The 25,426-nt window shown below is 49.7% G+C and carries 21 protein-coding genes and 1 pseudogene; 4 read left to right on the forward strand and 18 right to left on the reverse strand.

The annotated features are described in order from the left end of the window. Positions 1 to 81: 81 nt before the first annotated feature. Positions 82 to 324 carry a type II toxin-antitoxin system HicB family antitoxin gene (locus V5J77_RS19855; protein ID WP_338556937.1) on the reverse strand — a complete coding sequence of 81 codons (243 nt, stop codon included), beginning with the start codon at positions 322 to 324 and terminating at the stop codon, positions 82 to 84. Positions 325 to 570: 246 nt separating this feature from the next. Then, positions 571 to 2,069: pseudogene (locus V5J77_RS19860) on the reverse strand (dienelactone hydrolase). 188 nt (positions 2,070 to 2,257) lie between these two features. Between V5J77_RS19860 and V5J77_RS19865 the strand changes: the two are divergent. Continuing rightward, entirely contained in the window at positions 2,258 to 3,220 is a 963-nt protein-coding gene (locus V5J77_RS19865) for an RluA family pseudouridine synthase (RefSeq protein WP_338552567.1), read from the forward strand. A gap of 103 nt (positions 3,221 to 3,323) precedes the next feature. On the opposite strand, the gene V5J77_RS19870 is transcribed toward V5J77_RS19865, so the two are convergent. The 7 genes from V5J77_RS19870 to V5J77_RS19900 form a co-directional block, all read right to left on the reverse strand. Then, positions 3,324 to 3,740, reverse strand: coding sequence for a GNAT family N-acetyltransferase (locus V5J77_RS19870; RefSeq protein ID WP_338552568.1), 417 nt, complete (start codon positions 3,738 to 3,740; stop codon positions 3,324 to 3,326). Positions 3,741 to 3,924: 184 nt separating this feature from the next. Then, positions 3,925 to 4,566, reverse strand: a complete 642-nt coding sequence (locus V5J77_RS19875; protein ID WP_338552569.1) for a PepSY domain-containing protein — start codon at positions 4,564 to 4,566, stop codon at positions 3,925 to 3,927. Between the two features lie 129 nt (positions 4,567 to 4,695). Next, complete coding sequence (locus tag V5J77_RS19880; protein ID WP_338552570.1) at positions 4,696 to 5,466, reverse strand: PepSY domain-containing protein; 771 nt, start codon at positions 5,464 to 5,466, stop codon at positions 4,696 to 4,698. 113 nt (positions 5,467 to 5,579) lie between these two features. Then, positions 5,580 to 7,271: a dihydroxy-acid dehydratase gene (gene ilvD / locus V5J77_RS19885; protein WP_338552571.1), complete on the reverse strand. Its 1,692-nt coding sequence runs from the start codon at positions 7,269 to 7,271 to the stop codon at positions 5,580 to 5,582. Between the two features lie 24 nt (positions 7,272 to 7,295). After that, positions 7,296 to 7,961 (reverse strand): GntR family transcriptional regulator, encoded by a 666-nt coding sequence (locus V5J77_RS19890; RefSeq protein WP_338552572.1) that lies wholly within the window; start codon positions 7,959 to 7,961, stop codon positions 7,296 to 7,298. 147 nt (positions 7,962 to 8,108) lie between these two features. Next, positions 8,109 to 9,680, reverse strand: a complete 1,572-nt coding sequence (locus V5J77_RS19895) for a HAMP domain-containing sensor histidine kinase (RefSeq protein WP_338552573.1) — start codon at positions 9,678 to 9,680, stop codon at positions 8,109 to 8,111. Beyond that, positions 9,677 to 10,384 carry a response regulator transcription factor gene (locus V5J77_RS19900; protein ID WP_338552574.1) on the reverse strand — a complete coding sequence of 236 codons (708 nt, stop codon included), beginning with the start codon at positions 10,382 to 10,384 and terminating at the stop codon, positions 9,677 to 9,679. Before V5J77_RS19900 ends, V5J77_RS19895 begins: the two co-directional genes overlap by 4 nt. A gap of 414 nt (positions 10,385 to 10,798) precedes the next feature. On the opposite strand from V5J77_RS19900, the gene V5J77_RS19905 reads away from it, so the two are divergent. Beyond that, positions 10,799 to 11,095 carry a DUF6509 family protein gene (locus V5J77_RS19905; RefSeq protein WP_338552575.1) on the forward strand — a complete coding sequence of 99 codons (297 nt, stop codon included), beginning with the start codon at positions 10,799 to 10,801 and terminating at the stop codon, positions 11,093 to 11,095. 104 nt (positions 11,096 to 11,199) lie between these two features. Here V5J77_RS19905 and V5J77_RS19910 read toward each other — a convergent pair whose 3' ends face one another. Genes V5J77_RS19910 through V5J77_RS19935 form a run of 6 tightly spaced genes read right to left on the reverse strand, consistent with a single transcriptional unit; the run spans position 11,200 to position 18,490 of the window. After that, positions 11,200 to 11,469: a glutaredoxin family protein gene (locus tag V5J77_RS19910; RefSeq protein ID WP_056041432.1), complete on the reverse strand. Its 270-nt coding sequence runs from the start codon at positions 11,467 to 11,469 to the stop codon at positions 11,200 to 11,202. Positions 11,470 to 11,492: 23 nt separating this feature from the next. Further along, positions 11,493 to 13,511, reverse strand: a complete 2,019-nt coding sequence (locus tag V5J77_RS19915) for an ABC transporter ATP-binding protein (RefSeq protein ID WP_338552576.1) — start codon at positions 13,509 to 13,511, stop codon at positions 11,493 to 11,495. Between the two features lie 46 nt (positions 13,512 to 13,557). Continuing rightward, a complete protein-coding gene (locus tag V5J77_RS19920) occupies positions 13,558 to 14,454 on the reverse strand; it encodes an ABC transporter permease (protein ID WP_338552577.1) in 897 nt (298 codons plus the stop codon). A 29-nt stretch (positions 14,455 to 14,483) separates the two neighbouring features. Next, positions 14,484 to 15,410: an ABC transporter permease gene (locus V5J77_RS19925; RefSeq protein WP_338552578.1), complete on the reverse strand. Its 927-nt coding sequence runs from the start codon at positions 15,408 to 15,410 to the stop codon at positions 14,484 to 14,486. Positions 15,411 to 15,458: 48 nt separating this feature from the next. After that, on the reverse strand, positions 15,459 to 17,138 hold the full coding sequence (locus tag V5J77_RS19930) for an ABC transporter substrate-binding protein (RefSeq protein ID WP_338552579.1): 1,680 nt from the start codon (positions 17,136 to 17,138) through the stop codon (positions 15,459 to 15,461). Between the two features lie 14 nt (positions 17,139 to 17,152). Further along, entirely contained in the window at positions 17,153 to 18,490 is a 1,338-nt protein-coding gene (locus V5J77_RS19935) for an LLM class flavin-dependent oxidoreductase (protein WP_338552580.1), read from the reverse strand. A 305-nt stretch (positions 18,491 to 18,795) separates the two neighbouring features. On the opposite strand from V5J77_RS19935, the gene V5J77_RS19940 reads away from it, so the two are divergent. Further along, complete coding sequence (locus V5J77_RS19940; RefSeq protein WP_338552581.1) at positions 18,796 to 19,791, forward strand: ABC transporter substrate-binding protein; 996 nt, start codon at positions 18,796 to 18,798, stop codon at positions 19,789 to 19,791. 149 nt (positions 19,792 to 19,940) lie between these two features. Next, the gene (locus tag V5J77_RS19945) at positions 19,941 to 21,584 is read left to right on the forward strand and encodes an AraC family transcriptional regulator (RefSeq protein ID WP_338552582.1); all 1,644 of its coding nucleotides are present in this window, start codon (positions 19,941 to 19,943) and stop codon (positions 21,582 to 21,584) included. Positions 21,585 to 21,703: 119 nt separating this feature from the next. On the opposite strand, the gene V5J77_RS19950 is transcribed toward V5J77_RS19945, so the two are convergent. The 3 genes from V5J77_RS19950 to V5J77_RS19960 all read right to left on the reverse strand — a co-directional run bounded on the left by V5J77_RS19950 (position 21,704) and on the right by V5J77_RS19960 (position 25,417). Further along, the gene (locus tag V5J77_RS19950) at positions 21,704 to 23,419 is read right to left on the reverse strand and encodes an ABC transporter ATP-binding protein (protein ID WP_338552584.1); all 1,716 of its coding nucleotides are present in this window, start codon (positions 23,417 to 23,419) and stop codon (positions 21,704 to 21,706) included. 221 nt (positions 23,420 to 23,640) lie between these two features. Then, a complete protein-coding gene (locus V5J77_RS19955; protein WP_338552585.1) occupies positions 23,641 to 24,522 on the reverse strand; it encodes a carbohydrate ABC transporter permease in 882 nt (293 codons plus the stop codon). Positions 24,523 to 24,535: 13 nt separating this feature from the next. Next, complete coding sequence (locus V5J77_RS19960; RefSeq protein WP_338552586.1) at positions 24,536 to 25,417, reverse strand: sugar ABC transporter permease; 882 nt, start codon at positions 25,415 to 25,417, stop codon at positions 24,536 to 24,538. Positions 25,418 to 25,426 lie beyond the last annotated feature (9 nt).

Consider the following 25,426-nt stretch of genomic DNA (forward strand, 5'->3'; position numbering starts at 1 on the left):
TAAAGTTCAGTTCCCTTTCTTAGCGGGGACTGAGCTTTTTTCAAAAAAACAATTATTAATCATGTGCTAATTAACAAACCTTTAAAGTCCAATCAAGAAAATCTTTTCAGTTGGTTTTAACATCTCCTCTTTTAAAATCGTGGATTGAGGAATGTCTTCTTTTTTTATATCTTCTAAGTACAATTCAAGTGCCTCTTTTGCCATTTGCAATGCTTCAACTGTAGAATACCCACAGGAAATACATCCAGGTAAATCTGGGAAAGTGATTGTTATTCCATCTTCCTCATAATTAAATATAGCGTAATAGCAATGCTTACTATTCATGAGCTTCACCTAATATCCTGCTTGATTCATTATGCCTGATTCTACTTCTCAACTTAGCCCATTCCAGCTTTTCTGTTTTTAATACCCTCTCTCATCTGCAACCAACAGAGTGTTCTGAACATCATTATACACCGCTCTCAGCAATTTACCATCGGGATAAACTTGGCCACCCGTCAGTAGAAAAGCTAGAGGGTTGCTTCACCCAATCTGATAGCTGTGTCTGGCTGATGCTCTTGTATTTATCCCTTATAGCGGGGTTACAAACTTCACCTCAGGAAGCGGCTATCCGCTCCTTTCATTAAGTTTCCGCCTTGATTTTTCAAATACTTATCGAAGAAATCCAGCATATAGGCATTCATAACGGCGTTCGCTCTTTCGGGCGCTATCTTTCCTGTAATGCCCAGCATTTTGAAAATAGGAGAAATAAACTGTACGTCGGCAAAATTTAAATGCTCCGTATTTTCGATATAGAGAACTTGTCCCCCTTCGTTAACCGCTTCGCGCATCCGTTCAAGCTCCAGCCTTTTATCCTCCGTTACTTGATCCTCCCACTCTCTTGTTGAGCCCATACGCTCAAGCTCTGCATCCGTGTAGACCCGGTTATCCATCACCATTTTTAATTTTTCGAAATAGCTTTCCGAGTTAATGAACAAAAACGGCTTTTGCAGACTCTCTCTGTCGCGCAGCCGGTAAAGCCCTCCATCAAGGTCTATTCCAACTGCGATTCGCGGATCGTAAGCAGCGTCATAGGCCGTCGCTCCGCCGATGGAATGACCGAATATCCCGACATGACCGAGATCAACTCTCCCTTTTAGATGACTTGAAAGCTGCCCCGATTGGATGAGCTCGAATTGGTCCAGCACAAACGCCACATCGTCGGTTAGAACCTTTCCCAGCTTGTCGCGAATTCCTCTACTCGTCTGGTAATCATCGTCGGGTGAGAATAAGTCATTGGTTGTGCTGGTCGTAATTCGACCGTCTGGAAACTCAGTCGCAAATGTATTGTAGGTATGGTCGATCACAGCCACGATATATCCGTGACTCGCGAGATTTTCCGCTTGCGACGTGTGGAGGAACCTAGAAGAGCCGTTGCCGGGATTCTCAAGGATCAGCGGAAATGAAGTCTGTGCCGAAGAAACTTTTGCCCCCATATAAGCATGACTGGATACGTACTTCAGGTGTTGAAAAGTAAACCCGGGAAGGCCATAGTTCGCAGCCATATAGCGTAAAATCTGGGTATCTGGAATAAAGGGAGCGTACTTGCCAGTCCCGGCTTGAGCAGGATACCAAACCTGAACCATCAATTCTCTTTTACTATCTCTAGCTTCGTCAAAAACCTCCTCCCTATTGGTATCCACGAAATGAAAAGCTTGCGTTGCTACCTTAAATTTGCCTTTCGGTTCAGGTAGTTTAAATAGAGGAAAAGCATACATGAGACATGCTGTTACGAGCAGCATTATCGCTATAGCGGTATAAGCGGAACCCAGCAGGAATCGCGATTTTTTTTTTTGGCTCGTTTTTTTAAAATAGCTATAACCTGAAATGGCTAAAAAAATGACCGTTATGCAATATGGAAAAAATAACTGAACTCTGCCTCCTTCCACCGTCCAATGAATGACCATCAAAAGTGTGGCGATCCCGCTTATAACATATATGGGGATTCTACGCCATCCTTTTTTTAATAGGGCCGTCCATGCAAACAAGCCGATGTTTGATAACAGAAGCAACAGCTCAAATAGCCTCATCTCGATTCTCCTTTGAAAAAAATGTCTATTTTCGTTTGCTCTAATGTTATCCTGCCAAGCTGACCTAAGCTATCGTTTTCCCTTACATCTACCTTACAATATTGTAATTCGATACGCCCTGCATAGAATTATCCCTTCCAACCGTGGTATAGTGATAGCAGCAGTGAACAAGCAGGGGGTATTTAAGCATGTCGAGGAAACAAAATGAAGGCGGCAAGCCGCGTAAAGCCGCACAGGCCAAGCAATTCACGGTCAATGAGCCGTCGGAACTGCTGGCTTTTTTATTGACCCACTTATCCCATATGGGACGAAATTCGGTCAAATCGGTTTTGGCGCGCGGGCAAGTATCGGTCGATAAGCGTGTGCAGACGAAATATAATTTTCCGCTTGAGGTCGGGCAGACGGTTTCCATAAATACGGAAAAAGCGGTCGAAGCTCCGCCGCTTATGGGACTCACCATTTTACATGAGGACGAGGCTATTATCGTCGTGCAGAAGGATGCGGGACTGCTGTCCATCGCTTCCTCCAAGGACGAGCAGGAGTTTACCGCTTACCGTCAGCTGACGGCGCATGTTCGCGCCTTCGATCCGAAAAATCGGATTTTCGTCGTGCATCGACTGGACCGCGACACCTCGGGTGTCATGATGTTCGCCAAAACCGAGAAGGTGCAGCAATCGCTCCAAAACAACTGGCAGGAGGCCGTCAAGGAACGCTCCTATGTAGCGCTTGTAGAAGGAAAAGTACGCAAGCCTGAAGGCACCATTCAATCGTGGCTCAAGGAAAGCAGCACGCTGAAAATGTATTCCAGCTCCCATCCGAATGATGGACAGCATGCTGTAACCCACTACAAGCTCATTCAGGCTAACGACAGCTTTTCCTTATTAGAGGTGCATTTAGAGACTGGCCGCAAAAATCAGATCCGCGTCCACATGGAGGACATCGGCCATCCCATCACCGGAGATAAAAAATACGGCGCACGTCTCAAGCCTATTGGCAGACTCGGTCTCCATGCCCGCGTGCTTGCATTCGAGCATCCGCACACTGGCAAGCTGCTTCGTTTTGATACGGGTATTCCCAAGCTGTTTCTTAATCCGTTTAAAAATGCTGCTCCAGCCCCGCAGGCTGGACAAGCACCAGGAAAACAGCGCTAAAGCTGCGTAAGCCGCTTTGTGCCTACTATAAAAGGGAAGGAAGCATCGACTAATGCTTCCTTCCCTTTTTTGCGATTCAATTATTCCTATGACTACTCGAGCCTCAAAGGTTTTTCTTCAAATAAAACTTAGTATCACCTTCGTTAGGGCAATCCTTCATTTCACCAAAAATTTCGTATCCTTGTTTTTGATAAAAATGCGGAGCTTGCCAGCTCATTGTAGTTAACTCACTAACCTTGCAGCCGCGTTGCCTCGCTAGGGTTTCAATTTCATTGAGAAGTGCCCCACCCAATCCATTTCCTCTGTAAGAGGGATCGACCGCCAAAAGATGTACATTCAAGATATTCCAGACCATATCCCCGGTAACGCCGCCAATGTATGTATCGTTTTCATAAGCAGCGAGAGAGATAACTTCGCGTTCATAGGGAGGAATACTCATGTTAGCGGCTTCGCTGTGCAATTCCAGCAATCTCGATATTTCTTTTTGATTATTCTCATAGCTGATTTCTGAAATTTTCAACAAACTCACTCCTTAAGCTTGCTTACCAACTATTCCATTTTATCTGGCGCATCCATCGGTGACAATTCCAACACTGCGGGAAAGCCAGCGAAACGGGATAGGCTAACTCAAAAAAAGCAGCCTCGGACTTCGTTTTCTCGTCCAAAGCTGCCTCTGTTTTTTACTTGTGGGATCTGACTATTGCTTAATCCTCATCATAACGGTCATCGTCATCGTGGTCGTCATCGTGGTCGTAATCCTTATCCACGGACAGCACCTTTCCCGTTGCTGCATCCACCTCTACTTCGGCTTTACCGCCAGTAATGCGCAGATCAACCTCGTAAATGATTTTTCCATCATCCCGATCACGTTCAACCTTGACTACAGTACCTCCCACTTTAGCAACTGCAATAGCGCCAGCCTGTTCAGCGGTCTTTAACACTGTCGTTCCCGTGTTAGCTGATGGACTGGCAGCCGGCTGATTCACTGTCCCTGCGTTGGAGGCTGTTCCCGCTGGTGCTGTTGTCGCTTGAGCTGCACGGCGATCGTCGTCATCATCATCGCTGTCATAAATGCCTAACAGCTTGCCGCTGTATGCATCAATATGCACATCGACTTCACCCTTATAAGCTCCGCGCTCGACCTCCACCTCGTAAAAAATGCCTGTTTGATTCCGCTCCAGGTCTACACCGTCAATTCGGCCCTCTACATGCTTCAAGGCGATCTTTTTCGCTTCGGCTTTGCCGATCAACGTTTTCGTATTTGAAGCAGCCGTTGCCGCACCGCCCATTGCGCCGAGTGCCAACGTAACCGATACAACACCAATCCAGATTTTTTTATTCATCATTTTCTTGTTCCTCCCATTTTCAAATGTCTCTCGCTTGTCTCACCCTTACTTTACCTGCGGCAAATGAGATGACCATGACAGCAACATTAGAATTTGATGATAAAAAGCTGAGTCTGCGCTCATTGAAACTTAGTCGTCTTCTCCATCGTCCTGATCGTCCTCGTCCCATGTGATTGACATGATGGCTCCCGTTACAGCATGAATCTGCACCGTAGCCTCACGGTCGTCTGGCGTATCAATTTCGACTAAATAATAGCGGGCGCGGTCGGAGCTTTTCAGCTCGGTATCCTCCACCTTGCCTTTTACCTGCTTGAGCGCAATCGCTTCCGCTTCATCTGGTGATATACCCTGTTTGGCGGGTGACGCTGGTGATGCTGGTGACGCTGCTGGCGTTCTCCCCTCGTTACCATCACTTGGCCTCGTGGTTGGCTTAGTGGTTGGCTTAGAATTTGGATTAGTGCTTGAATTTGGCGCCGGGCTTGCGCTTTGCTCTGGGCTCGGCGTTGCCAGCGGGCTCTGATCGGGCGTCGGCTCTGCCGCTGGCGTCGCAGTTGAGGCAGCTGTAGGCTCGTTGGCTGAAGAGGCAGGAGGCGATTCTTCCGCAGCAGGCTGCTCGCTCTCTATAAGCTTAATGGAAATGATGCCTCCGCCTTTCGCATCAACCGTCACATCGTATATGCCCTTATCTGCCTGAAGCTTAACCTCATAGACGCTGTCGCCCAGCTTTGCGCTAAGGATTTTCCCAACATATTGCTGGAGAACCTGCTCGCTCGCCTGCTCCTCCGTTATGGAAGGCCGGGCGTCAGCAACAGATCGCCACCATAGTCCTCCCCCAATGCAGATAATGACCACACAAGCTATCGTTATGCCCAGCACCAGTCTCGCTTGCTTTTGCCGCATCTTCACACCCCATTTATATCAGAAACATGCCTTTCAAGCTCGATGCTTGAAAGGCATGTTGTATTTCAACCTATTATATAACCTGTGGATTAGAATTTGGTGAGAAAGGCGGATTACAAATCCAGATCAGTCACCGCGCCTTGCGAAGCCGAGGATACGAGCCGGGCATATTTGCCTAACACGCCTGTTCTTACCTTCAGCGGCGGCTGCACCCACCTCGCAAGCCTCGCTTCAAATTCCTCAGCCGAAATTTCCATATTCATTTCCTGCGTCTCGCTGTCAATGGTAATGATATCGCCCTCTTGCAGCAGGCCGATGGGCCCGCCCACCTGAGCCTCTGGCGTAACATGTCCGACAACAAAGCCATGCGAGCCGCCCGAGAAGCGTCCATCGGTCATCAGCGCCACCTCTCCGCCAAGCCCTTTCCCGCTAATCATGGCGGTTATAGACAGCATTTCCGGCATGCCGGGTCCGCCCTTCGGCCCAACATAACGAACGACGAGCACATCGCCTTTTTTAATCTCATCGCGCGCTATCGCATCGGCAGCCTCCTGCTCGCTGTCATATACGCGGGCTGGGCCGCTAAAACGCATCTTTTTAAGGCCCGACATTTTAGCAACTGCCCCATCAGGTGCCAAATTGCCCTTCAATACGATCAAAGGTCCTGTTGGCTTTAATGGCTGCTCGAAGGAACGAATGACATCCTGTCCGCTTTCCAGCGGCTCGGCGTCCGCCAAGTTTTCCGCAAGCGTTTTGCCCGTTACGGTTAAGCAGTCTCCGTGCAGCAGCCCTTTCTCAAGCAGCAGCTTCATCACGCCCGGCACACCGCCGATGTTGTTCAAATCCTGCATCACATATTTGCCGCTTGGCTTCAAATCGGCCAGATGGGGAACGCGGCTGCGCACCCGCTCAAAATCATCCAGCGTCAGCTTCACGCCAGCCGAATGCGCAATCGCCAGCAGATGAAGCAGCGCATTCGTGGAGCCTCCGAGCGCCATGACGACGGTGATCGCATTTTCAAAAGCCTTCAGCGTCATAATATCGCGGGGGCAAATATTTTTTCTCAGCAGCTCGATTACCGCTTTGCCCGCTTCCGTACATTCCACCGCTTTATTGGGAGCAATGGCTGGTGTAGACGAGGAGCCAGGGAGAGCCATGCCCATCGCTTCTGCCGCCGAGGCCATCGTATTCGCCGTGTACATTCCGCCGCACGCGCCAGCGCCTGGACAAACACTGCATTCTACCTCATGCAGCTCCTCATCCGTCAGCTGCCCCTCCTGATATTTCCCGACTGCTTCAAAAGCCGTAACAATATCAACATCCTTGCCATGCAGCTTCCCTGGCTGAATCGTACCCCCATATACATAAACAGACGGAAGGTTCATCCGGCCAATGGCCATGAGGCAAGCCGGGGTATTTTTGTCACAGCCGCCAATCGCCACGAGTCCGTCAAAACGCTCAGCATTCACAACCAGCTCAATCGAATCGGCAATCGTTTCCCGACTCGGCAGCGAGAACAGCATTCCCTCATGTCCCATCGAAATGCCATCCGACACTGTAATCGTATTAAAAATAAGCGGAGCCCCGCCATGCTGCTTGACCCCGGCCTTCGCTTCTCGCGCCAGCTGGTCAATATGAATATTACATGGCGTTACCTCGCTCCATGTGCTGGCGACGCCAACCATCGGCTTCTTGAAATCCTCATCCTGAAAGCCTACCGCCCGCAGCATCGCCCGGTTCGGCATCCGGTTGACCCCTTCGCTTATATCCTTGCTTCTCCCACGCAAATCTTCCTTCTCAGACATGCTCATCCATCTCCTCATCGTTCGTTAAATAATGGCGTAAAGCTCGCGCATTGGGCGCAGTAAATTTTGCTTCATCATAGCTGCCGCCTGCTCAGAGTCGCCAGCCTCCATAGCTTCAATAATTGCCTGATGTTCCTCGACTGATACATGCGTCGCCTGAACAGGCTGTTTTAGAAACACATATTTAAAGCGACGAATATGTACCTGAAGTGAAGCGCTGTAAGAGGCCAGATATTCATTATCTGCGGCTTCCACGATCACATTGTGAAACTGCTCGTCAAGCTCCATCGCCTGAAAGGGCAGCCCCTGTTCAATCGCTGCGGCAAACTCGGCATTCAGCTGCCTTAGCTGCTCTATTTGTTCGGGTACAATGACGCTGGCAGCCGTCTCTGCTGCTAAAGCGTGCAAGGAGGCCAGCGTCGAATACATTTTTAAAATATCGGATTTCTCCAAGCTTTTGACCTTCGTATAGTTGCCCGGATGCACCTCCACGAGCTTCTGCACCTCAAGAATTTGCAAGGCTTCACGGACAGGCGTCCGGCTGACTCCCAAAGCTTCAGCGAGCTCCGCATCGCCAATCTTCTCGCCGGGAAGCAGCGTACCGTCAATAATCCATCGCTGAATTTGAGAAAGCGCTCGTTCTTTCGCTGAAATTTTAATCGGTGTTGTAAAATGGCTCGGAATAGGCATACACATCTTCCTTTCTTGTATGTAATATATCGCATACATATACGTATATCAATCTTTTTTTATCCCTCTCTATCTTTGCTCGTCTCAATAAAAAAAAGAAAGCAGCCCTCTGGACTGCTTCGGGCTGCTTCAATTATCGTGTAGCTGTTAGTTTCCTGCTTCCGTACTTCTCAATCTAATCGTCGCCGTCGTTCCGACGTCCTCCTCGCTTGCAAGCGCTAGGCTTGCGCCAATAGCAGCGGCGATTTCCTTCGCCAAAGCGAGGCCAAGCCCGGCGCCGCCAACATCATGGCGGCTTCTTGCCTCATCGACCCGGTAAAAACGGTCGAATACTTTGGACAGCGCGGCCTGCGGAATGCCGATGCCCCGGTCAATGACCCGGATCTCGCTGTAATCGCCGCTCGCGCCAACCTCCAGCGTAATCGCAGCGCTACTGTATTTGCGCGCATTATCCAGCAAAATAAACAGCAATTGGCGCAGCTTATTCGCATCTGCATACCCATAAATGCCCGGCTGCCCGCCTTCGCTGCCTAACTCCTCATTTGACGCATTCGTTGATGCAATCGCTGGCTCACTCGTTGATACACTCGTTGATACACTCGTTGATGCACTCGTTGATGCACTCGTTGATGCACTCTCCGCTGCATTCGCCGCTGCCGCAAAATAAGCACCATCCGGCTTGCCGCGAATGCTTTCACCACTCCTGCTGACTTGGCCGCTGGCAAGCCGCACCTGAATATCCCGTCCATACGCCTTCTGAAAAGCTTTGGACGACTCACTGGCGAGCTGCGTCAGATTAACGCTTTCCATCGTCAGGTTCCACTGCTCCTTGTTGCGGGCCAGCAGCAGCAGTTGTTCGGTCATATCCTTCATCCGCACCGCTTCGGAATGAATCGCGTCTATCGACTCGACGAATAAGTCAGGGCGATCCAGTCCCCGGCGCTTCAATAAGCTTGCGTAGCTTTCAATGACCGTGAGCGGCGTTTTTAGCTCATGAGAGGCGTTGGAAACAAATTGCTCCTGCTTCTCAAAATTCGTCTCCAGCAAGGCGATCATATCGTTGAAGGTCGCTCCCATTTCCGCAAGCTCATCCTGCGACTTGCCCACGGGCTTGATTTTTATAAAGGTCCCGCTGCGCTGGATCGCCCGCATCGTATGGGTCATATGGGCAATGGGTCGCACGATAATGCTTCCGAGCAGACGTCCCGAAGCAATAACAGGAATCATCGCGATGCCTGTTACCGCCAGCAATACAATTTGCAGCACCTTCAACTGATCTGTTGTGTCCTGCATGCTTTCAGTCACCTGAATATTGACGACTGCGCCATCGGTCCAAATGACCGGAATCGAAACAAGGGCATAGCTGCTTCCTTTATATTCAATGCTTTCAATCCGCTTCTTCTCTGTATAGACCGCTTCGCGCTCGCTGAGCTGCTGCTCACCTGGAGCAGTAACCAGCAGCTTGTCCGCACCTTCAGCTGTCACCATACGCAGCATGCCGTTCAGGGGCACATACGCTCGCAGCAAATCTGCTGTCGGCACCGTCCCGGCCGACTTCAGCATGCCTTCAGAAATTTTCAAAGCTTCCGCCTCTACCCGCTCCATTTGACTCGTAATTGTCAATTTGCTAAAGAGCGCATAGACGGACAAATTCATCGCTACGAGCAAAACAGCGAATAAGGCAGAGGAATAAAGATGAATCCGGCTGCGCAGCTTCATTGCGCTTCCTTGAGCACATAGCCGACTCCGCGCACCGTATGAATCAGCTCGCTGGCAAAGCCTGTATCCACCTTTTTGCGCACATAACGAATATATACATCGACAACGTTCGTGTCGCCGTAGTAGTCATAGCCCCAAACAGCCTCAACAATTTGCTCCCGCCCCAGCACTTGGCGCTGATGCTTCAGCAAATAGCTGAGCAGATCAAACTCGCGCGGGGTCAGCTCAATGCTTTTGCCCGAACGAATGACCTCGCGCGTCGTTTCATTGAGCTTTAAATCGCCTGCCAGCAGCCATGTCTCATCCACTAGCCCTGTGCTTGCTGCCTCCGCTGGAACAAGCCGCTGTCTAAGCGCTGCGCGAATTCTTGCCAGCAGCTCCTCCATTTGAAACGGCTTCGTCATATAATCGTTAGCGCCCAAATCAAGCCCCGACACCTTGTCCTCTACGGAGCTTTTCGCTGTCAGCAAAATAACAGGCGTAGCCGCGTCAGCCGTCCTGATTCGCCGTAATATTTCGATGCCGCTTATGCCCGGAAGCATAACGTCAAGCAAAACTAAATCCCATTCGCCTGTGCGGTACAGCTCCAGCGCCTGCAAGCCATCATTTGCCTTGGAGACGCGGTAGCCCTCCGCCTCCAGCTCAATTTCCAGCACCCGGGCAATTTTTTGCTCGTCCTCTACAATTAATATGGACTCTTTCATTGCTGTCCCTCCCTGTCTCTCCGCTCTTGCCCACATGCTTCGGCCAGCATGTGTGATTACGTTTATATTAGGCTATTTGTGGCAGCAGAAGCAACAGCCCCGCCAAGCCGCAAGCTCAAATACCCAGTTAGCGACTCAATATTCCAATAAACAGGAGGACGGCTGTTTCAAGCTTCGACAAAGCGATTAATAATAGCTACAAGCTTGTATATTTATGCGAGGGGGTCCATGGAATGAAGCTCCGCCGTTATTTGGCACAACTTGTTATCGCTATTTCCGTCCTGCCGCCTAAAGGCAACCATACCAACAAAGCACATAAATCAAGCTAATAAATCCAGCTTATCCATAGGAAAGTCTGCCTTCGCTAAGCAACTCTGCTATAATGGAAGGAAAAACACATCAAAGGATGATACGATGATTGAAATTTCCAGCTATAGCGTGCAATATATTAAAGACCCTTTCGGCATTTTAACCGGAAAACGCTACGAGTTTATCATTGATATTGAAGCAGCCGAGGACGACGATATTTATTCGCCTAAAGGGCTTTATGTACGTGCCGTATTTGCCAAAAATGACGAAGAGGCCAAGCTTGTCAAGCACGAAATTATCGAGCGCGAGACCGAGCGCATTTTGGATTTTGAGCTGGAGGACGAGGAAGAGCAGCTTGTGCTGGCCTTCTGCCTGGAGCATTGGCACGAAGCTGAGGAATAAAATACTGCCAAAAAACAGGGCTGGCTCGCAAGCATAAACCTCTGCTTGCGAGCCAGCCCTTCGTCTATTATTTCATTTTTGCAGCTTACATGATTTAGGAGCCCTTAGCCTGCTACTGGAGCAGGTGAGATCAGCGCTTTGATTTTCTCCAAATCCCAGTCCGTAACGGCGGTGTAGACGCCGTCGCTGCCGATCTCTACTACTGGCACATGGCGGATGCCGTATTTAGCTTCAAGAACGTCTCGCAAATAATCTTTGCCTTCAATATCAATATTTTCATAGGGTTGGTTGTTTTGCTCCAAAAATTGTTTAACTGTGCCACAATACTGGCAGCCTGTTTTACTCCATACAATGACCTTTTTTGCTGCGGACATGGTTATACCCTCCTTAATAAATATCAACCTACTACATAGTGGCAAGCGGCATAATGCTCACTGCCAATGAGCTGCAGTTCGGGCTCCGCCTCCCTGCAGCGATCCGTTGCGACAGGGCAGCGCGTATGGAAACGGCAGCCTGACGGCGGATTGGCCGGAGAAGGGATTTCTCCTTCAATTGCGCGAAAGGTTCGCGTTCGCCCGGGGCCGGGCTGGGGAATGGAAGCAAGTAATCCTTGCGTATACGGATGCGCTGGTCGGAGAAACAGCTCCTCGCTGGGCGCAATTTCGACCAGCTTTCCCAAATACATAACACCGATCCGGTCGGAAATATGTCTGACGATATTAAGCCCATGGGCGATAAACAAATAGGTCAGATTCATTTTTTGCTGCAAATGCTGCATGAGATTGACGATCTGCGCCTGAACCGACACATCAAGCGCAGATACCGCTTCATCCGCAAGAATAAAGCTTGGATTAAGCGCTATGGCGCGGGCAATGCCAATACGCTGGCGCTGCCCGCCGGAAAATTCATGCGGATAGCGGCTGTACCAGTCTGCCTTCAGCCCGACTAGCTCCATCAGCTCCTCTACACGCGCTTTTCTTTCCTTGCTGCCAGACTTGTCATGGACGCGCAGCGGCTCGCCGATAATGTCGCCGATGCGCCAGCGCGGATTAACCGAGCCATATGGGTCCTGAAAAACAATTTGCATATCGCGCCGCGCCTGTCGCAGCTCAGAGCTGCTTTGCCCGGTCAGCTCCCTGCCCTGAAACTTAACGCTTCCAGCTGTCGCCTGCTCCAATTGCAAAATCACCCGACCAAGCGTCGATTTTCCACTGCCAGACTCCCCAACGAGGCCAAAGGTTTCCCCTTTTTTAATGGAGAACGTAACATTGTCCACCGCTCTGACCTGCGGGCCGGAACGATGCAGCAAACCTCTCTGAATCGGATAAAATTTACTTAGTCCGCTTACCTCGAATAAATTCTCGCCTTGCAGACCGGCTTCTTGGGGAAGCCTCGTCCAAGACGCTGTTTTAGGAGCATCTCTCAGCCTTTGTTCCTCGGATTGAACGAGCTGCTCGGCATGCCAGCATGCCGTCAATCGCTTGCCAAGCGCGAGCAGCGGCGGGCTTTCGCTGCGGCAGCTATCCGTCGCATAAGAGCATCGCGGGTGAAAGCGGCAGCCAGACGGCAGCTCTGACAGGCTCGGAATCGAGCCCTCGATGGAATGAAGCTTGACGCTGCGGTCGCTGTCCAGCGTCGTAATGGATTGCAGCAGCCCTCTCGTATACGGATGATACGGCTGCCCGAACAGCTCCGCCGCCGTCGCTTGCTCAACAACCTGCCCGGCATACATGACGATAATGCGATCCGCCATCTCGGCGGCAATGCCCATATCATGGGTCACCAGCAAAATCCCCATATTAAATTCTTCCTTAAGCTCTTGCAGCAAATGGAGAATTTGCGCTTGGATCGTCACATCCAGAGCCGTCGTCGGCTCATCTGCAATAAGCAGCTCAGGGCCGCAAGCGAGCGCCATTGCAATCATAGCCCGCTGCAGCATGCCTCCCGACAGTTCGCCAGGATACTGCTTCATCCGCGCCTCCGGCTCAGGAATACCGACGCGGCGCAGCAAATGGACAGCCCGCTCCCGTGCCTCACGTTTTTTATCGCGCTTATGGCGCTCGATGACCTCCGTAATTTGACTCCCGATTGTAAAAATCGGATCAAACGCCGCCATCGGCTCTTGAAAAACCATCGCCATCCGCTTGCCGCGCAGCGCGCTCAGCTCCTTCTCCGGCATCGCTACAAGATCCGCATCGCCAAGCCGCATACTGCCACCGGCAATAACGCCATTCTCATAGTCGATTAGCCGCATAATGGCTTTGGATGTAATCGTTTTGCCGCTGCCGGACTCCCCAACGAGACATACCGTTTCCCCAGGCGCAATATGAAGCGAAACGTCTGTAATTGCCCGCAGCATGCCCCGTTTCGTCTTAAAATCAACCGTCAGATGCTCCATTGTGAGCAATTGGCTCATTTACGCTTCCTCCTTCCGCCTAGCAGGCACGGCGTTCTAGGCTGTCTTATAATCTGCTTTGCTTCGGATCTAATTGATCGCGAACCTTGTCACCCAGTATGTTAATGGAGAGAACAAACAGCGTGATGGCAAGACCTGGGAAGGTGCAAATCCACCAGGCTACGGTCAAATAGCCGCGGCCTTGGGAGAGCAGCGCTCCCCAGTCTGGAATTTCCTTTATCGTGCCAAGCCCTAAAAAGTTGAGGCCTGCTCCGGTCAAAATCGCCGTGCCAATACCGATTGCCGCCATGACAAACATGGGGGATAAAGAATTCGGCAGCACATGCCGCACAAAGATTGATAAACTCGAAGCGCCAATAGAGCGGGAGGCGGTAATGAAAGGCCGACCTTTTATACTCATGATTTGCCCGCGCATTACACGCGCGTATCCGGGTATTGAGGCTGCCGCTACAGCAAGCACGACATTCATCAGGCTTGGCCCAAGTGCCGCTGCAATTGCCAGCGCGAGCAGCACGCCCGGAATCGTCATCAGCACGTCAATCAGCCGCATAAATACAGCATCTACCACACCGCCAATATAACCCGCTATCGCTCCAATCGCTCCGCCCGTCACGCAGCCGACAAGCACCGATATGAAGCCGATCAGCAAGGAATCCCGGCTGCCATGCACGACAACACTAAATACGTCACGTCCAAAATAATCCGTCCCGAACACATGCTCAAGACTCGGCGGCTGCATAATTTGCTCCGCATCCATTAATGTAGGCGAATAGGGAGCAATCAAGCTCGGAAATAATGCACAGCTAATAATAAACAACACGATAACCGCTGCCGCATAAATCAGCAGGTCCGTAGCCGTCAGCCTTATTTTTTTGCGAGTTTTCGCAGCACCATCTACCCTGCTTCCTTGCCAAATTTGCTTGCCAATGACGGCTTGCTTCATTTGAATTCTTTGCCCCCTTTCTACCTGCGCTACCCGGTACGCCTTACGCGCGGATCAATTAACGTATAGGAAATGTCCACAAGCAAATTCACAACAATGTACACAATCGCCGAGAAAAAAATAACGCCTTGCACGACCGGCAAATCCTTCGCCATAATCGCATCAGCAATAATTCGTCCAATGCCTTGGCGCGAAAACACCGTCTCAATGACTACCGTCCCCGCCATTAAATCACCAATAATGACGCCAACCATTGTCAATGCTGGTATCAGCGCATTTCGCAGCGCATGCTTATACATGATGAACCTCCCCGGCAATCCCTTTGCACGAAGCGTGACGATAAACGGCTCATTAATGACCTCAAGCATGCTATTGCGAACCATCCGCACGATAAAGCCTGAGCCAACAAAGCCGAGTGTAATGGCCGGCAGCACCAGCGTGCTGAAGCCATCCGAGCCCATTGCTGGAAACCAGCCGAGCTGTACCGAGAAAATCAGAATCAGCAAAATGCCCGACCAGAATGTCGGCATCGAAATGCCGAACAAGCCTACTATTCGCGCGACAATGTCAATCCAGCGATTGCGGTGAATCGCCGACAGCACGCCTAGCGTGACGCCGATAACAACGGCAATGAGTGAGCTTAACACCGTCAAAGCGAGCGTCGCAGGAAAATGCTCAACGATTTTCGGCAATACCGGCTCCGAATTAACGATTGATTTGCCAAAGTTGCCTTGAAGCACATGTAGAAAATATTCCCCAAACCGCTCATAGAACGGCTGGTTCAGCCCAAGCTGCTCCCGCAAATTGGCAATCATCTCTGGAGTGGCAGAGGATGGATCAAGAATAAGGAGCGCAGGGTCGCCGGGCAGCACATTGACGATACAAAAGACGAGCACCATCGTGCCGACCAGCACGAGCAAGGACGTATAAAGCCGAACGCTTACCACTTTTAACATACTGCTTCTCCGCCCCTTTCCAGCCTTTACACTTAAAACACGGTATGTTTACTCGGCTATATACACATCATTAAAGATCGGATAGCCCAATGAGTCAAAAGCTAAGCCTTGCACCTTTTTCGAGGCGGCTACTGTATAAGGGAATACATAAATCGGGATAATGACGGCCTTGTTAATAATGAGCTGCTGTGCTTCCTTATAGATCGCTTCGCGCTTCGTTTGATCCTGCTCCGTTGCCCCATCCTCAAGCAGCTTATCGAGCTCGGGATCGGATAAATTCGGCAGGTTTTGGCGTGCCCCCGGCGCTGTTGTGTGATAGATGGAATAAAGCGCGTTAGGATCAGAGTTCACCTGACTATTGCCATACAGATCATAGTTATTATTCGCATAAACAACAGTTGCGACATCCTTCGTAATTTCCACGTCTACCTGAATGCCCAGCGGCTTCAGCTGCTGCACGATTGCCGCAATATCATTGCGCTTCTCGCGGTTCGGCGAGCCATCCACATAATGAAGCGTCAGCTTCTTGCCGTCCTTTTCCCGGATGCCATCTGCTCCGGCTTTCCAGCCCAACTCGTCAAGCAGTTGCTTCGCCTTCTCAATATCCGGCTTTACGCTGCCTTCAAGCGAAGCGTCATAACCGAAAATACCCGGTGATAGCGGCGACCACGCTTGCTCATACGTGCCTAGATACAGCGTTTTGACGATTGCCTCGACATTAATGCCAAGCTGCAGCGCCTGCCGAGCCTTTAGCTCATTCCATGGTGCTCTGCTTTGATTGATAAACAGCGTATACGGCAGACCAACGGTGTTCGCTTGGTATAGCTGGCTGTTTGCATCGTTTTTCAAGGAGAGAATATTTTGCGGCGGTACGGTCTCAGCAGCAAGCACCTGCCCGCTTTGGACGCTGCCGATCCGCGTAGCCTCCTCTGGCACAATTTTGAAAATGATTTTATCCAAATTTGGCGCGCCTTGCTGGCCGACCGTTTCCGGCGCCCATTTATAATCGGGGTTTTTCTCCACGACGATTTCCGAATTTTCATCCCATTTCACAAATTTGAAGGGCCCTGTTCCGACCGGATGCTTGGTGAATTGATCCCCGTCCTTCTTCGCCGCTGTCGGCGACACGATGCTGAGCAGCGCCTGGCTTACATTGCCCAAGAACGCCTGTGATGGCTCGGATAAGTTCAATTTGACCGTATATTCATCAATAACCTCCGACGATTCATAAGGTCGAACGAGCGCTAAAGCATTAGCAGCTTTCGTCTCCGGGTCAATAATCCGGTCAAAATTATATTTCACTGCTTCGGCGTTAAAAGGAGTGCCGTCCTGAAACTTAACGTCCTGACGGAGCTTAAACGTATACGATTTTCCATCCTCCGAAATCGACCATTCCGTTGCTAGCCAAGGCTTGATCTCTCCGCCTGGAAGCTGGACGACCAGCGTGTCATAAAGCGTCCGAATGACCCGGACAGCGACGGCAAGGCCGCTGCGATGCGGATCAAGCTGGTCGGGCGAGGTGGCGAGCGCATAGCTTAGCTCGCCGCCTTGAGCAGGTGCGCTGCTCTGCTCGGCAGAAGCCGCAGGTGCAGCGCTAGAGCTACTCCCCGCCGCATTCGTGCTGCTCTTGCCCCCGCCTCCGCTGCATCCTGCCAGAACAAGAGTAACGGCTAGGGAGAGACTGACCATTTTCATCCAAACGGCTGGCTTGCTGTATGCTTTGCTCATATCCCTCACCCTTCCTATACGGTCGTCACCTTGGCTTTGGCATAACGGTTTTCCGGCACAGGCACGCCGAGATGTCCGCGCAGCGTATCATGCTCGTATTCCTCGCGGAACAAGCCGCGCTCCTGCAAGATCGGTACAACCTGATCGACAAATTCCGTAAGGCCCGCCGGGGTAGCTGATCCAATAATAAAGCCGTCTACCGCCCCCTGTTCGAACCATTGCTGAATTTGATCTGCTACCTTCTCAGGCGTGCCGATGAATGTCGGCCTAGGCGTTGTTTCTTGAAGCGCCACCTGCCGAAGCGTCAAGCCGCCTTCCTTCGCCTGCCGCTTAATGCGGTCCGTCGTGCTGCGGAAGCTGTTTTGCCCAATTTCACCGAGCTCAGGGAACGGTTCATCGAGCGCATATTGCGAAAAGTCATGATGGTCGAAATATCGGCCCAAATAGTCAAGCGCCTTCTCGATATTCACAAGCTGCGCCAGCTCCTGATATTTGCGTTCTGCTTCCTCATCCGTCGCCCCGAGAATGGGCCCAATGCCTGGCAAAATTGCAATATCCTCCGTAGAGCGCCCATGCGCAGCAGCACGTCCCTTCACATCGTCATAAAACTGCTTGCCCTGCTCAACTGATTCAAAATGAGCAAATACTGCATCCGCTACTTTAGAAGCAAAGTTTTTGCCATCCTCAGACGAACCCGCTTGAAAAATAACCGGATGCCCCTGCTTGGATCTGGCAATGTTCAGCGGCCCCTGCACGGAGAAAAACTCACCATTATGATTCAAGGTGTGCAGCTTTTTCGGGTCAAAAAACTGCCCGCTTTCTTTATCGCGAACAAAAGCGTCATCCTCCCACGAATCCCACAGCCCCCGCGTTACCTCCAAATATTCATTCGCAATCCGGTAGCGTGTCGGATGGTCGGGATGCTCGGTTTTGCCAAAGTTTTTCGCAGAGCCTTCAAGCGGCGAGGTTACGATGTTCCAGCCTGCACGGCCTCCGCTAATATGATCAAGCGAGCTGAATTGTCTCGCTACCGTGAAAGGCTCGCTATAGGAGGTTGAAAGTGTGCCGACTAGGCCAATCTTCGAGGTAACCGCACCAAGCGCAGATAAAATAGTCAATGGCTCAAAGCGGTTTAAAAAATGAGGAATAGATTTTTCATTTATATATAAGCCATCGGCAATGAACACAAAATCAAATTTTCCAGCCTCCGCCTTCTGTGCCTGCTGCTTGTAAAATTCAAGACTAACACTTGCATCAGGCTGTGCGTCTGGATGTCTCCATCCAGCAATATTCCCGCCTACTCCGTGTATAATAGCGCCTAGCTTCAATTGTCTCTTTTTAGTTGTTGTCAAGATTGTTCCCTCCTGTTGGTTGTTCACTTTTAATTTTTATTATTCCTAGTGGTTTTGTCGTGTTTAATAATGATTGAAACGAGTTTACCATCGTTTGACGAATAAAAGCCAATAGAGCTTTTCTATTTCGGCATTAAAAAAATCAATGATCAGTTGTCCAGCCCATGCTGAACGGCTGAACTGACTTTTGTCCCAAGCATTTACTGCTGTTTGTCCATTGAACGCGAGCAGCCCCTACATTATGATAAACCATATTCGATAATGATTATCATTGTCTAAAGAGATAATAAAATGGGGGTACAAAAGTGAAATCAACTAAACATTTAATTATGTCAACCGCGAGTCTTACTCTAATGATAGGCATGCTGCTGTCTGCATGTGGAGCCAATCCATCGATTATTGAAAGTCCTGCTGCCAGCTCTGCCTCATCCGTTCAGCCAAGCACAGAAGCAGATGCTGCTGCGCAAACACGCACCTATACGGACTCGAAGGGCCATACAGTTGAAATTCCAGTCGAAGCTAAGCGCATCATCTATACAGGGAGCGATATCGGCGACATCCTGGCACTCGGTATAAAGCCTGTCGGTGCAGCGCTGGGCATTATTAAGGATCAGGTCGCATTCCCGGAGCTGCTGGATGGCATAGAGGATGTTGGCGATTTGCTTGGCGATGCCGAGAAAATAACGGCGCTTGATCCCGATTTGATTTTGCTCGACAGCGGCGGTACTTATTATGAGGAGGGCGCTTTTGACACCTTGTCCAAAATTGCTCCAACGCTCACTTATGATCGCCTCGATACGAACGAGCGACTGCGCATGCTTGGCGATATTGTAGGGAAAGAGCAGCAGGCGGAGGAATGGATTGCCTCCTATGATGCAAAGGCTAAAGAGGTTGCAGCCAAGCTTAATATCCAAACAGGAGAAAGCGCATCCGTATTCCTTCTCCTTGGTAAAGATTTCTATGTCATGGGCGACAAGAGCTTTGCAGCAACGCTGTACCATACGCTTGGCTATAAGCCAACAGAGGAAATACAGAAAAATTTAATTGATGCAAATGAACAATTTTCCAACATTTCGAGTGAGCTGCTGCCCGATTTTGCCGGAGACTGGCTGTTCGTCCTGACGGATGAAGACGATGCGGAGCGATCGGCGGCTGACTCCTACGCCCAAAGCGCCATTTGGAAGTCCATTCCCGCAGTGAAAAATGGTCAAGTCATCTATTTACCGACGAAATGGAATTTCTCTGATCCTATAACAATGGAGCGCCTGCTTGATCAACTGCCTGCCATTATGAATAAATAAGCTTTGCTGTCTGCTAGACAGGTGGCTGGCAACAGCAAAAAGCTTTTCAACATTCGGTTGAAAAGCTTTTTTATTTTATATACAATTAGCATCATATTGATAAAGGTTCTCACAAGGAGTCGATCATACTGAACAACGATCAGAAGCCTATGCCGCTAGAAGCTTTGTTATTCTCTTTTCAGGCAGCCACGGAGCTGCATGGCACTGACCAAGCATCCGTAACTCGCGAGAAAATACTTTCCCGCCACACGTTGTTTGCTATGACAACAGGTGATGCGATATGGCAGATCGAGGGGAAAGAGCCGATGCAGGCGCAACAAGGCGATTGTCTCGTGCTGCCCCCAGGGGCTGCGCTGCATTTGAGAGCTAAATCAGCCGCCAGCTTTCGCTGTGCTCGAATAACCTTCGATCTTTATAAAATAGGACAAGCCTGCCCGGAAGCTAGCCTTGGTGACCGCTTTCCCTATTATATGCCGCTTGCTATTCGGCCTCTTTCGCTGCTGCTTGATGCTCTGGAGCAGCTTCTGTCCGATAGACAAAGCTCCTCTCCGCTTGCTCGCTTCAAGCAGCAAATCAAGCTGCAGGAGCTTATTGCTATGCTGCTTGAGCAGCATGAGCGCTGCAATCAGGGAGACAGCCCAATCGCAGCGGTTGAATCGTCGGTAGCTTATATGAAGGAGCACTATTGCGAGCCGATTACGGTTGAGAAGCTGCTGCAGCTTTCCGGCGTAGGCCGCTGGCAATACAGCACGCTGTTTCAGTCATTGACCGGACGCAAGCCGCTCGACTATTTAACCGAGCTGCGATTAAACCGGGCCAAGGAACTGCTGCTGCTTCGTCCGCAGGAGCCGCTCCGCGAAATTGCCCATAGCGTAGGCTTTCAGGATGAATATTATTTTAACCGCCGTTTCCGGAACCGTATCGGGCTTTCTCCTAAACAATATGTAAGGAGAATCACCGATGTCGCCGCCTCTGCTGACTGGGCGGGCCGGAAGATCAGGCTGCCGCTGCAATCGACACGAATTGTTGCAATCGGCTATTCGCTTGGCGACATGCTGACGCTTGGTATCAGGCCAATCGGAGCCGATTTGTCGCTTATCGGCAAGCAGGTCGTTTTTCGGAGCGAGCTTCAGCATATTGCCGATGTTGGCAGTAAAGGCGATACTGCCATTATTGCCGGGCTAGAGCCTGAGCTGATTCTCCATTGCAATCTCAAGCATGAGTCTCCAGAAGCACTGGCGCGTATCGCTCCTACTCTATTTATCGAAAAAAATGCTCCTACTTATGCCAGGCTGCGCCAAGTAGCTGACATTTTGGGTAAAACCGAGCAGGCGGAGCGCTGGATTGCTGACTACGAATCTAGAGCGGAGGCCATGTGGAAATCTATTCGTCCGTATTTGCTTCCCTCTGAGACAGCATCCATTTTCGTCGTGGTCAGAGGAGACTTATACGTAATGGGCAATCACGGTCTGGCACCGTCTATTTACCACCCGCACGGGTTCGGGCAGACCGACAGAGTCAAGCAGCTGTATCGCGCCAATATCCCCTTCCTGAAAATCGATGCAGCGCAGCTTGAGGAATATTCCGGCTCGCGGATTTTTCTGCTGAGCACAGACGATGCATTATCGAAAGAATTGATTCGCCGCATCGTTATGAGTAAAGGCTGGAAGCAGCTTCCTGCTGTAAGAAGCGGACGTTTTCATATCGCGGATGCAATGTGGAATTTTGACGATCCATTAACGCGCGATCGGCTGCTGAATGTGCTGCCCCGCCTTTTGCGTCAAAGCTCCTAAGCCGGATTTTTACCGTTTGCCTATTAATGATATGCATAAGGCCCAGCATGAGATTAATTACCCTCATGCTGGGCCCTTTTTTAGCAATTCACTTGGATTTGCAGGTTTTTCAGACTCTGCTAAGCGCCGAACTGCGCTTTATGCAGGCGATTGTATACGCCTTTAATGGCCAGCAGCTCATCATGGCTGCCCTGCTCCTTAATGCCTTCCTCCGTAACGACAACGATGCGGTCAGCGTTTTTGATTGTCGCAAGACGATGGGCAATAACGAGCGTCGTGCGCCCTTTCGACAGCTCAGCCAGCGCCTGCTGGATTGCTGCCTCCGTGGCAGTATCAAGCGCCGAGGTCGCCTCATCAAGAATAAGGATTGGCGGATTTTTCAGAAACATGCGGGCAATGGAAAGGCGCTGCTTCTGTCCGCCAGACAATTTCACGCCGCGTTCGCCGATAAGTGTGTCCATTCCTTGGCCCTGCGAAAGAATAAGCTCCTCCAGCTGCGCTCGGCGAGCCGCCTCCCAAATTTCCTCCTCAGTAGCATTCAGCTTGCCGTAAGCAATATTTTCGCGAATGGTGCCATCGAACAAGAACACATCCTGCTGCACGATACCGATTTGTCCGCGCAAGGAATCCAGCTTAATTTTCCGAATGTCGAGGCCATCAATTTCAATCGCCCCGCCTGTAACCTCATAGAAGCGCGGAAGCAGGCTGCATATCGTCGTTTTTCCGGCTCCCGATGGTCCAACAAGAGCTACCGTCTCTCCTGCTTTCACGGTTAAATCAATATGATTCAAGATCGCTTTGCCTTCCTCATAACCAAAGGATACATCGCGGAACGTAATTTCTCCCTCCAAGCGGCTAATCACCTTGGCGTCCGGCGCATCCTCAATATCCGGCTCAGTTTCGAGCAGCTCCAAATAACGCTTAAAGCCGGCAATACCCTTCGGATACGTCTCAATAACCGAGTTGATTTTTTCAATTGGACCGAGAAACACATTGGAAAGCAGGACAAATGCCATAAATTCACCAAACGTCATTTGACCTTGAATCACGAACCAAGTACCGCAAGCGAGCACAAACAAGGAAACAAATTTCATCAGTATATAGCTGATTGATGAGTTCCAAGCCATAACACGGTAAGCGACCAGCTTCGTTTGTAGAAAACGACCATTGTTCACTTCAAATTGATCCACCTCATGCTTTTCATTGGAGAACGCTTGAACGACGCGAATGCCGCTAACGGTATTTTCAACGCGAGCATTATAGTCGGCAATATCGGAAAACATCCGGTGGAACGCCTTGGACATTTTGCGGCTGAAATATAGCGACAAGTAGATCATCAGCGGAATAATAATAAACGTCAGCACCGCCAGCTGCCAGTTGATGGTCAGCATAAGCCCGAATGCGCCAAGCAGCGTCATAATGGCAATAAACATGTCCTCCGGCCCGTGGTGGGCAATTTCCCCGATATCCATCAGGTCATTGGTCATCCGCGATACGAGATGCCCCGTCTTATTGTTGTCGAAGAAACGGAACGACAGCTTCTGAATATGGTTGAACAGCTTGCTGCGCATATCCGACTCTATTTGAATGCCGAGCTTATGCCCCCAATAAGTTACCACATAATGGAGAAGCGCACTTATTACATAAATGCCAATCAAGCCTACACAGGCCCACAAAATCCATTTCCAATTGCCCGAGGGCAGCAGATCATCCACGACCCGGTTTAAGGCAAGCGGGAATACCAGCTCCAGCAAAGCAGCAAGCACCGCGCAGGAGAAGTCCAGTATGAACAACCCTTTATAAGGTCGGTAATAGTCAAAAAAACGGCGAAGCATGTCATCATTCCTCTTCTATCATAATGGTAAGCCTTATTGGAAAACAATCCAACACTGATAATGATTATAATTATCAACCATACCAGTTTATCTCAGCTTCCTTTTTAAAGCAATGGACAAAATGGAGATACAAAAAAATACATCCCCTTTTACAATATTTAAAAAACAAAAAAAGACCTACATTAACATTAGGTCTTAAAATGATTTAATGACTTAATCGTTTACCCTTTAACCGAGCCCGCAGCAATCCCTTCAACAATACGGTTGCTGAGGAACAGGAACGTAATCAAAATGGGAAGAATGCTAATCATGAGCGTGGCTCCGATAGCACCCCAATCCGTCGTATACTGACCGATAAAATTTTGCACGCCGACAGTCAAGGTTTTATAAGAATCAGAGCTAATAAACGTGTTAACAAAAATAAATTCATTCCAGTTGTAAATCATGTTGATGATCGCCGTTGTAGCAAGCACGGAGCTTGTCATCGGGAAGATAATTCGGAAAAACATCCGATTGACCGAGCAGCCGTCTATTATAGCGGCTTCCTCCACCTCGCGCGGCAGCGCATAGTAGAACCCGAGCAGAATCATAATCGTTATCGGCATGTTGAAGGCCACATAAGATAAAATCAGAGACAGGGGATGATCCGTCAGCCCCACTTTATTAAACAGGCTGAACAGCGGAATTAGCGTAGAATGCACAGGAATCATCATGGCCACCATGAATAGGCCAAGCACTAGCGAGCTGCCCTTCCATCTCATTCTTGTGACAGCATAAGTGACTAAACTGCCCAGCATTACAGTAATAACTGTAGCTGAAATGGTGATCCAGACGCTGTTGAAAAAATAAACATCAATGTTGCCGGCGCTCCAAACCTTCTCATAGTTTTCCCATCGCGGATTCATCGGCAGTGACAACGGAGGGAGATTGAATACCTCCTGATTATTTTTAAGAGAGAAAAACAACAGCCAAACAAGTGGAAATAGCTGCAACGCGGCTACCGCAATTAAAACGGCATATAAAACGCTATACCCTAGCCTGATGCCGATCCCCGGTTTTATTTCCGACAGCTCATTCTGAATTTTTATATTCCCAGTAACCATGAAGACTTCCTCCTTACGAGTATTGGATCGTATCCTTTGAGGCCGTTAATTTGCGAATGACCCAAGTGGCAGCCAAGCAAATGACCAGCAGAAAAAAGCCGATTGCACTGCCATATCCAAAATCGTAGGCTCGAAACGCTTCATGATACATGTACGAGGCCATAACTTCGCTTGCCCCATTGGGACCGCCATCTGTCATAACAAAGATCAAATCAAAATATTTCAACGACCCCACGACAGCCAGTACAATCGTTACTTTAATGACTTCCATCACAAGCGGCAGCTTAATCCTCCAAGCAATTTGCAGGGCATTCGCTCCGTCAATTCTGGCTGCCTCCTCAAGTGACGCCGGGATGTTTTTCAGAGCCGCATAATAAATCAAAATATAAAAACCCGCATACTGCCACAAAATCGGAATAAATAAGGCATACAATACGAGCGATGGCTCGGCAAGCCATGCGGGAGGGTTGGCAAAACCAAGTGATTCCAGCATACTGTTCAGCACGCCATTAGTTGGATGATAGATTTTGAGCCAAAGCTGCGCAATCGCTACCGAGGATAGCAGCATAGGAATGAGATAAATTTTGCGAAATAATTGAGCTCCTTTGATTCGCGCGGCTAACACCATAGCTACAATAAGATAGAGTAAAAGGCTCATTCCCGAGAAAACGGCAAGCAGCAAAGAATGCCACGCACTGCTCCAGAAAGTTGCATCCTTGAACAAAGCGAGGTAATTATCCAACCCAACGAAGGTCATCGCACCAATGCCATTCCATTTATTCAAGCCATAATAAGCGGTTAAAACAATCGGAATATATACAATGGCTAATATTAATAACAGAGACGGCAGCACGTATAAAGCAATTATTTTTTTGTTAGAAAGCACTTTGTCCAAATGAGCCGA

Source organism: Paenibacillus sp. KS-LC4, assembly GCF_036894955.1.
In the GTDB taxonomy this organism is placed as follows: domain Bacteria; phylum Bacillota; class Bacilli; order Paenibacillales; family Paenibacillaceae; genus Pristimantibacillus.

Excerpts from the sequence above, each read along its gene's own strand:
- V5J77_RS19855 (WP_338556937.1), bottom strand. The coding sequence starts at position 324 with ATGAATAGTAAGCATTGCTATTACGCTATATTTAATTATGAGGAAGAT.
- V5J77_RS19865 (WP_338552567.1), top strand. The coding sequence starts at position 2,258 with ATGTCGAGGAAACAAAATGAAGGCGGCAAGCCGCGTAAAGCCGCACAG.
- V5J77_RS19875 (WP_338552569.1), bottom strand. The coding sequence starts at position 4,566 with ATGATGAATAAAAAAATCTGGATTGGTGTTGTATCGGTTACGTTGGCA.
- V5J77_RS19880 (WP_338552570.1), bottom strand. The coding sequence starts at position 5,466 with ATGCGGCAAAAGCAAGCGAGACTGGTGCTGGGCATAACGATAGCTTGT.
- ilvD (WP_338552571.1), bottom strand. The coding sequence starts at position 7,271 with ATGTCTGAGAAGGAAGATTTGCGTGGGAGAAGCAAGGATATAAGCGAA.
- V5J77_RS19890 (WP_338552572.1), bottom strand. The coding sequence starts at position 7,961 with ATGCCTATTCCGAGCCATTTTACAACACCGATTAAAATTTCAGCGAAA.
- V5J77_RS19895 (WP_338552573.1), bottom strand. The coding sequence starts at position 9,680 with ATGAAGCTGCGCAGCCGGATTCATCTTTATTCCTCTGCCTTATTCGCT.
- V5J77_RS19900 (WP_338552574.1), bottom strand. The coding sequence starts at position 10,384 with ATGAAAGAGTCCATATTAATTGTAGAGGACGAGCAAAAAATTGCCCGG.
- V5J77_RS19905 (WP_338552575.1), top strand. The coding sequence starts at position 10,799 with ATGATTGAAATTTCCAGCTATAGCGTGCAATATATTAAAGACCCTTTC.
- V5J77_RS19910 (WP_056041432.1), bottom strand. The coding sequence starts at position 11,469 with ATGTCCGCAGCAAAAAAGGTCATTGTATGGAGTAAAACAGGCTGCCAG.
- V5J77_RS19915 (WP_338552576.1), bottom strand. The coding sequence starts at position 13,511 with ATGAGCCAATTGCTCACAATGGAGCATCTGACGGTTGATTTTAAGACG.
- V5J77_RS19920 (WP_338552577.1), bottom strand. The coding sequence starts at position 14,454 with ATGAAGCAAGCCGTCATTGGCAAGCAAATTTGGCAAGGAAGCAGGGTA.
- V5J77_RS19925 (WP_338552578.1), bottom strand. The coding sequence starts at position 15,410 with ATGTTAAAAGTGGTAAGCGTTCGGCTTTATACGTCCTTGCTCGTGCTG.
- V5J77_RS19930 (WP_338552579.1), bottom strand. The coding sequence starts at position 17,138 with ATGAGCAAAGCATACAGCAAGCCAGCCGTTTGGATGAAAATGGTCAGT.
- V5J77_RS19945 (WP_338552582.1), top strand. The coding sequence starts at position 19,941 with ATGCCGCTAGAAGCTTTGTTATTCTCTTTTCAGGCAGCCACGGAGCTG.
- V5J77_RS19950 (WP_338552584.1), bottom strand. The coding sequence starts at position 23,419 with ATGCTTCGCCGTTTTTTTGACTATTACCGACCTTATAAAGGGTTGTTC.
- V5J77_RS19955 (WP_338552585.1), bottom strand. The coding sequence starts at position 24,522 with ATGGTTACTGGGAATATAAAAATTCAGAATGAGCTGTCGGAAATAAAA.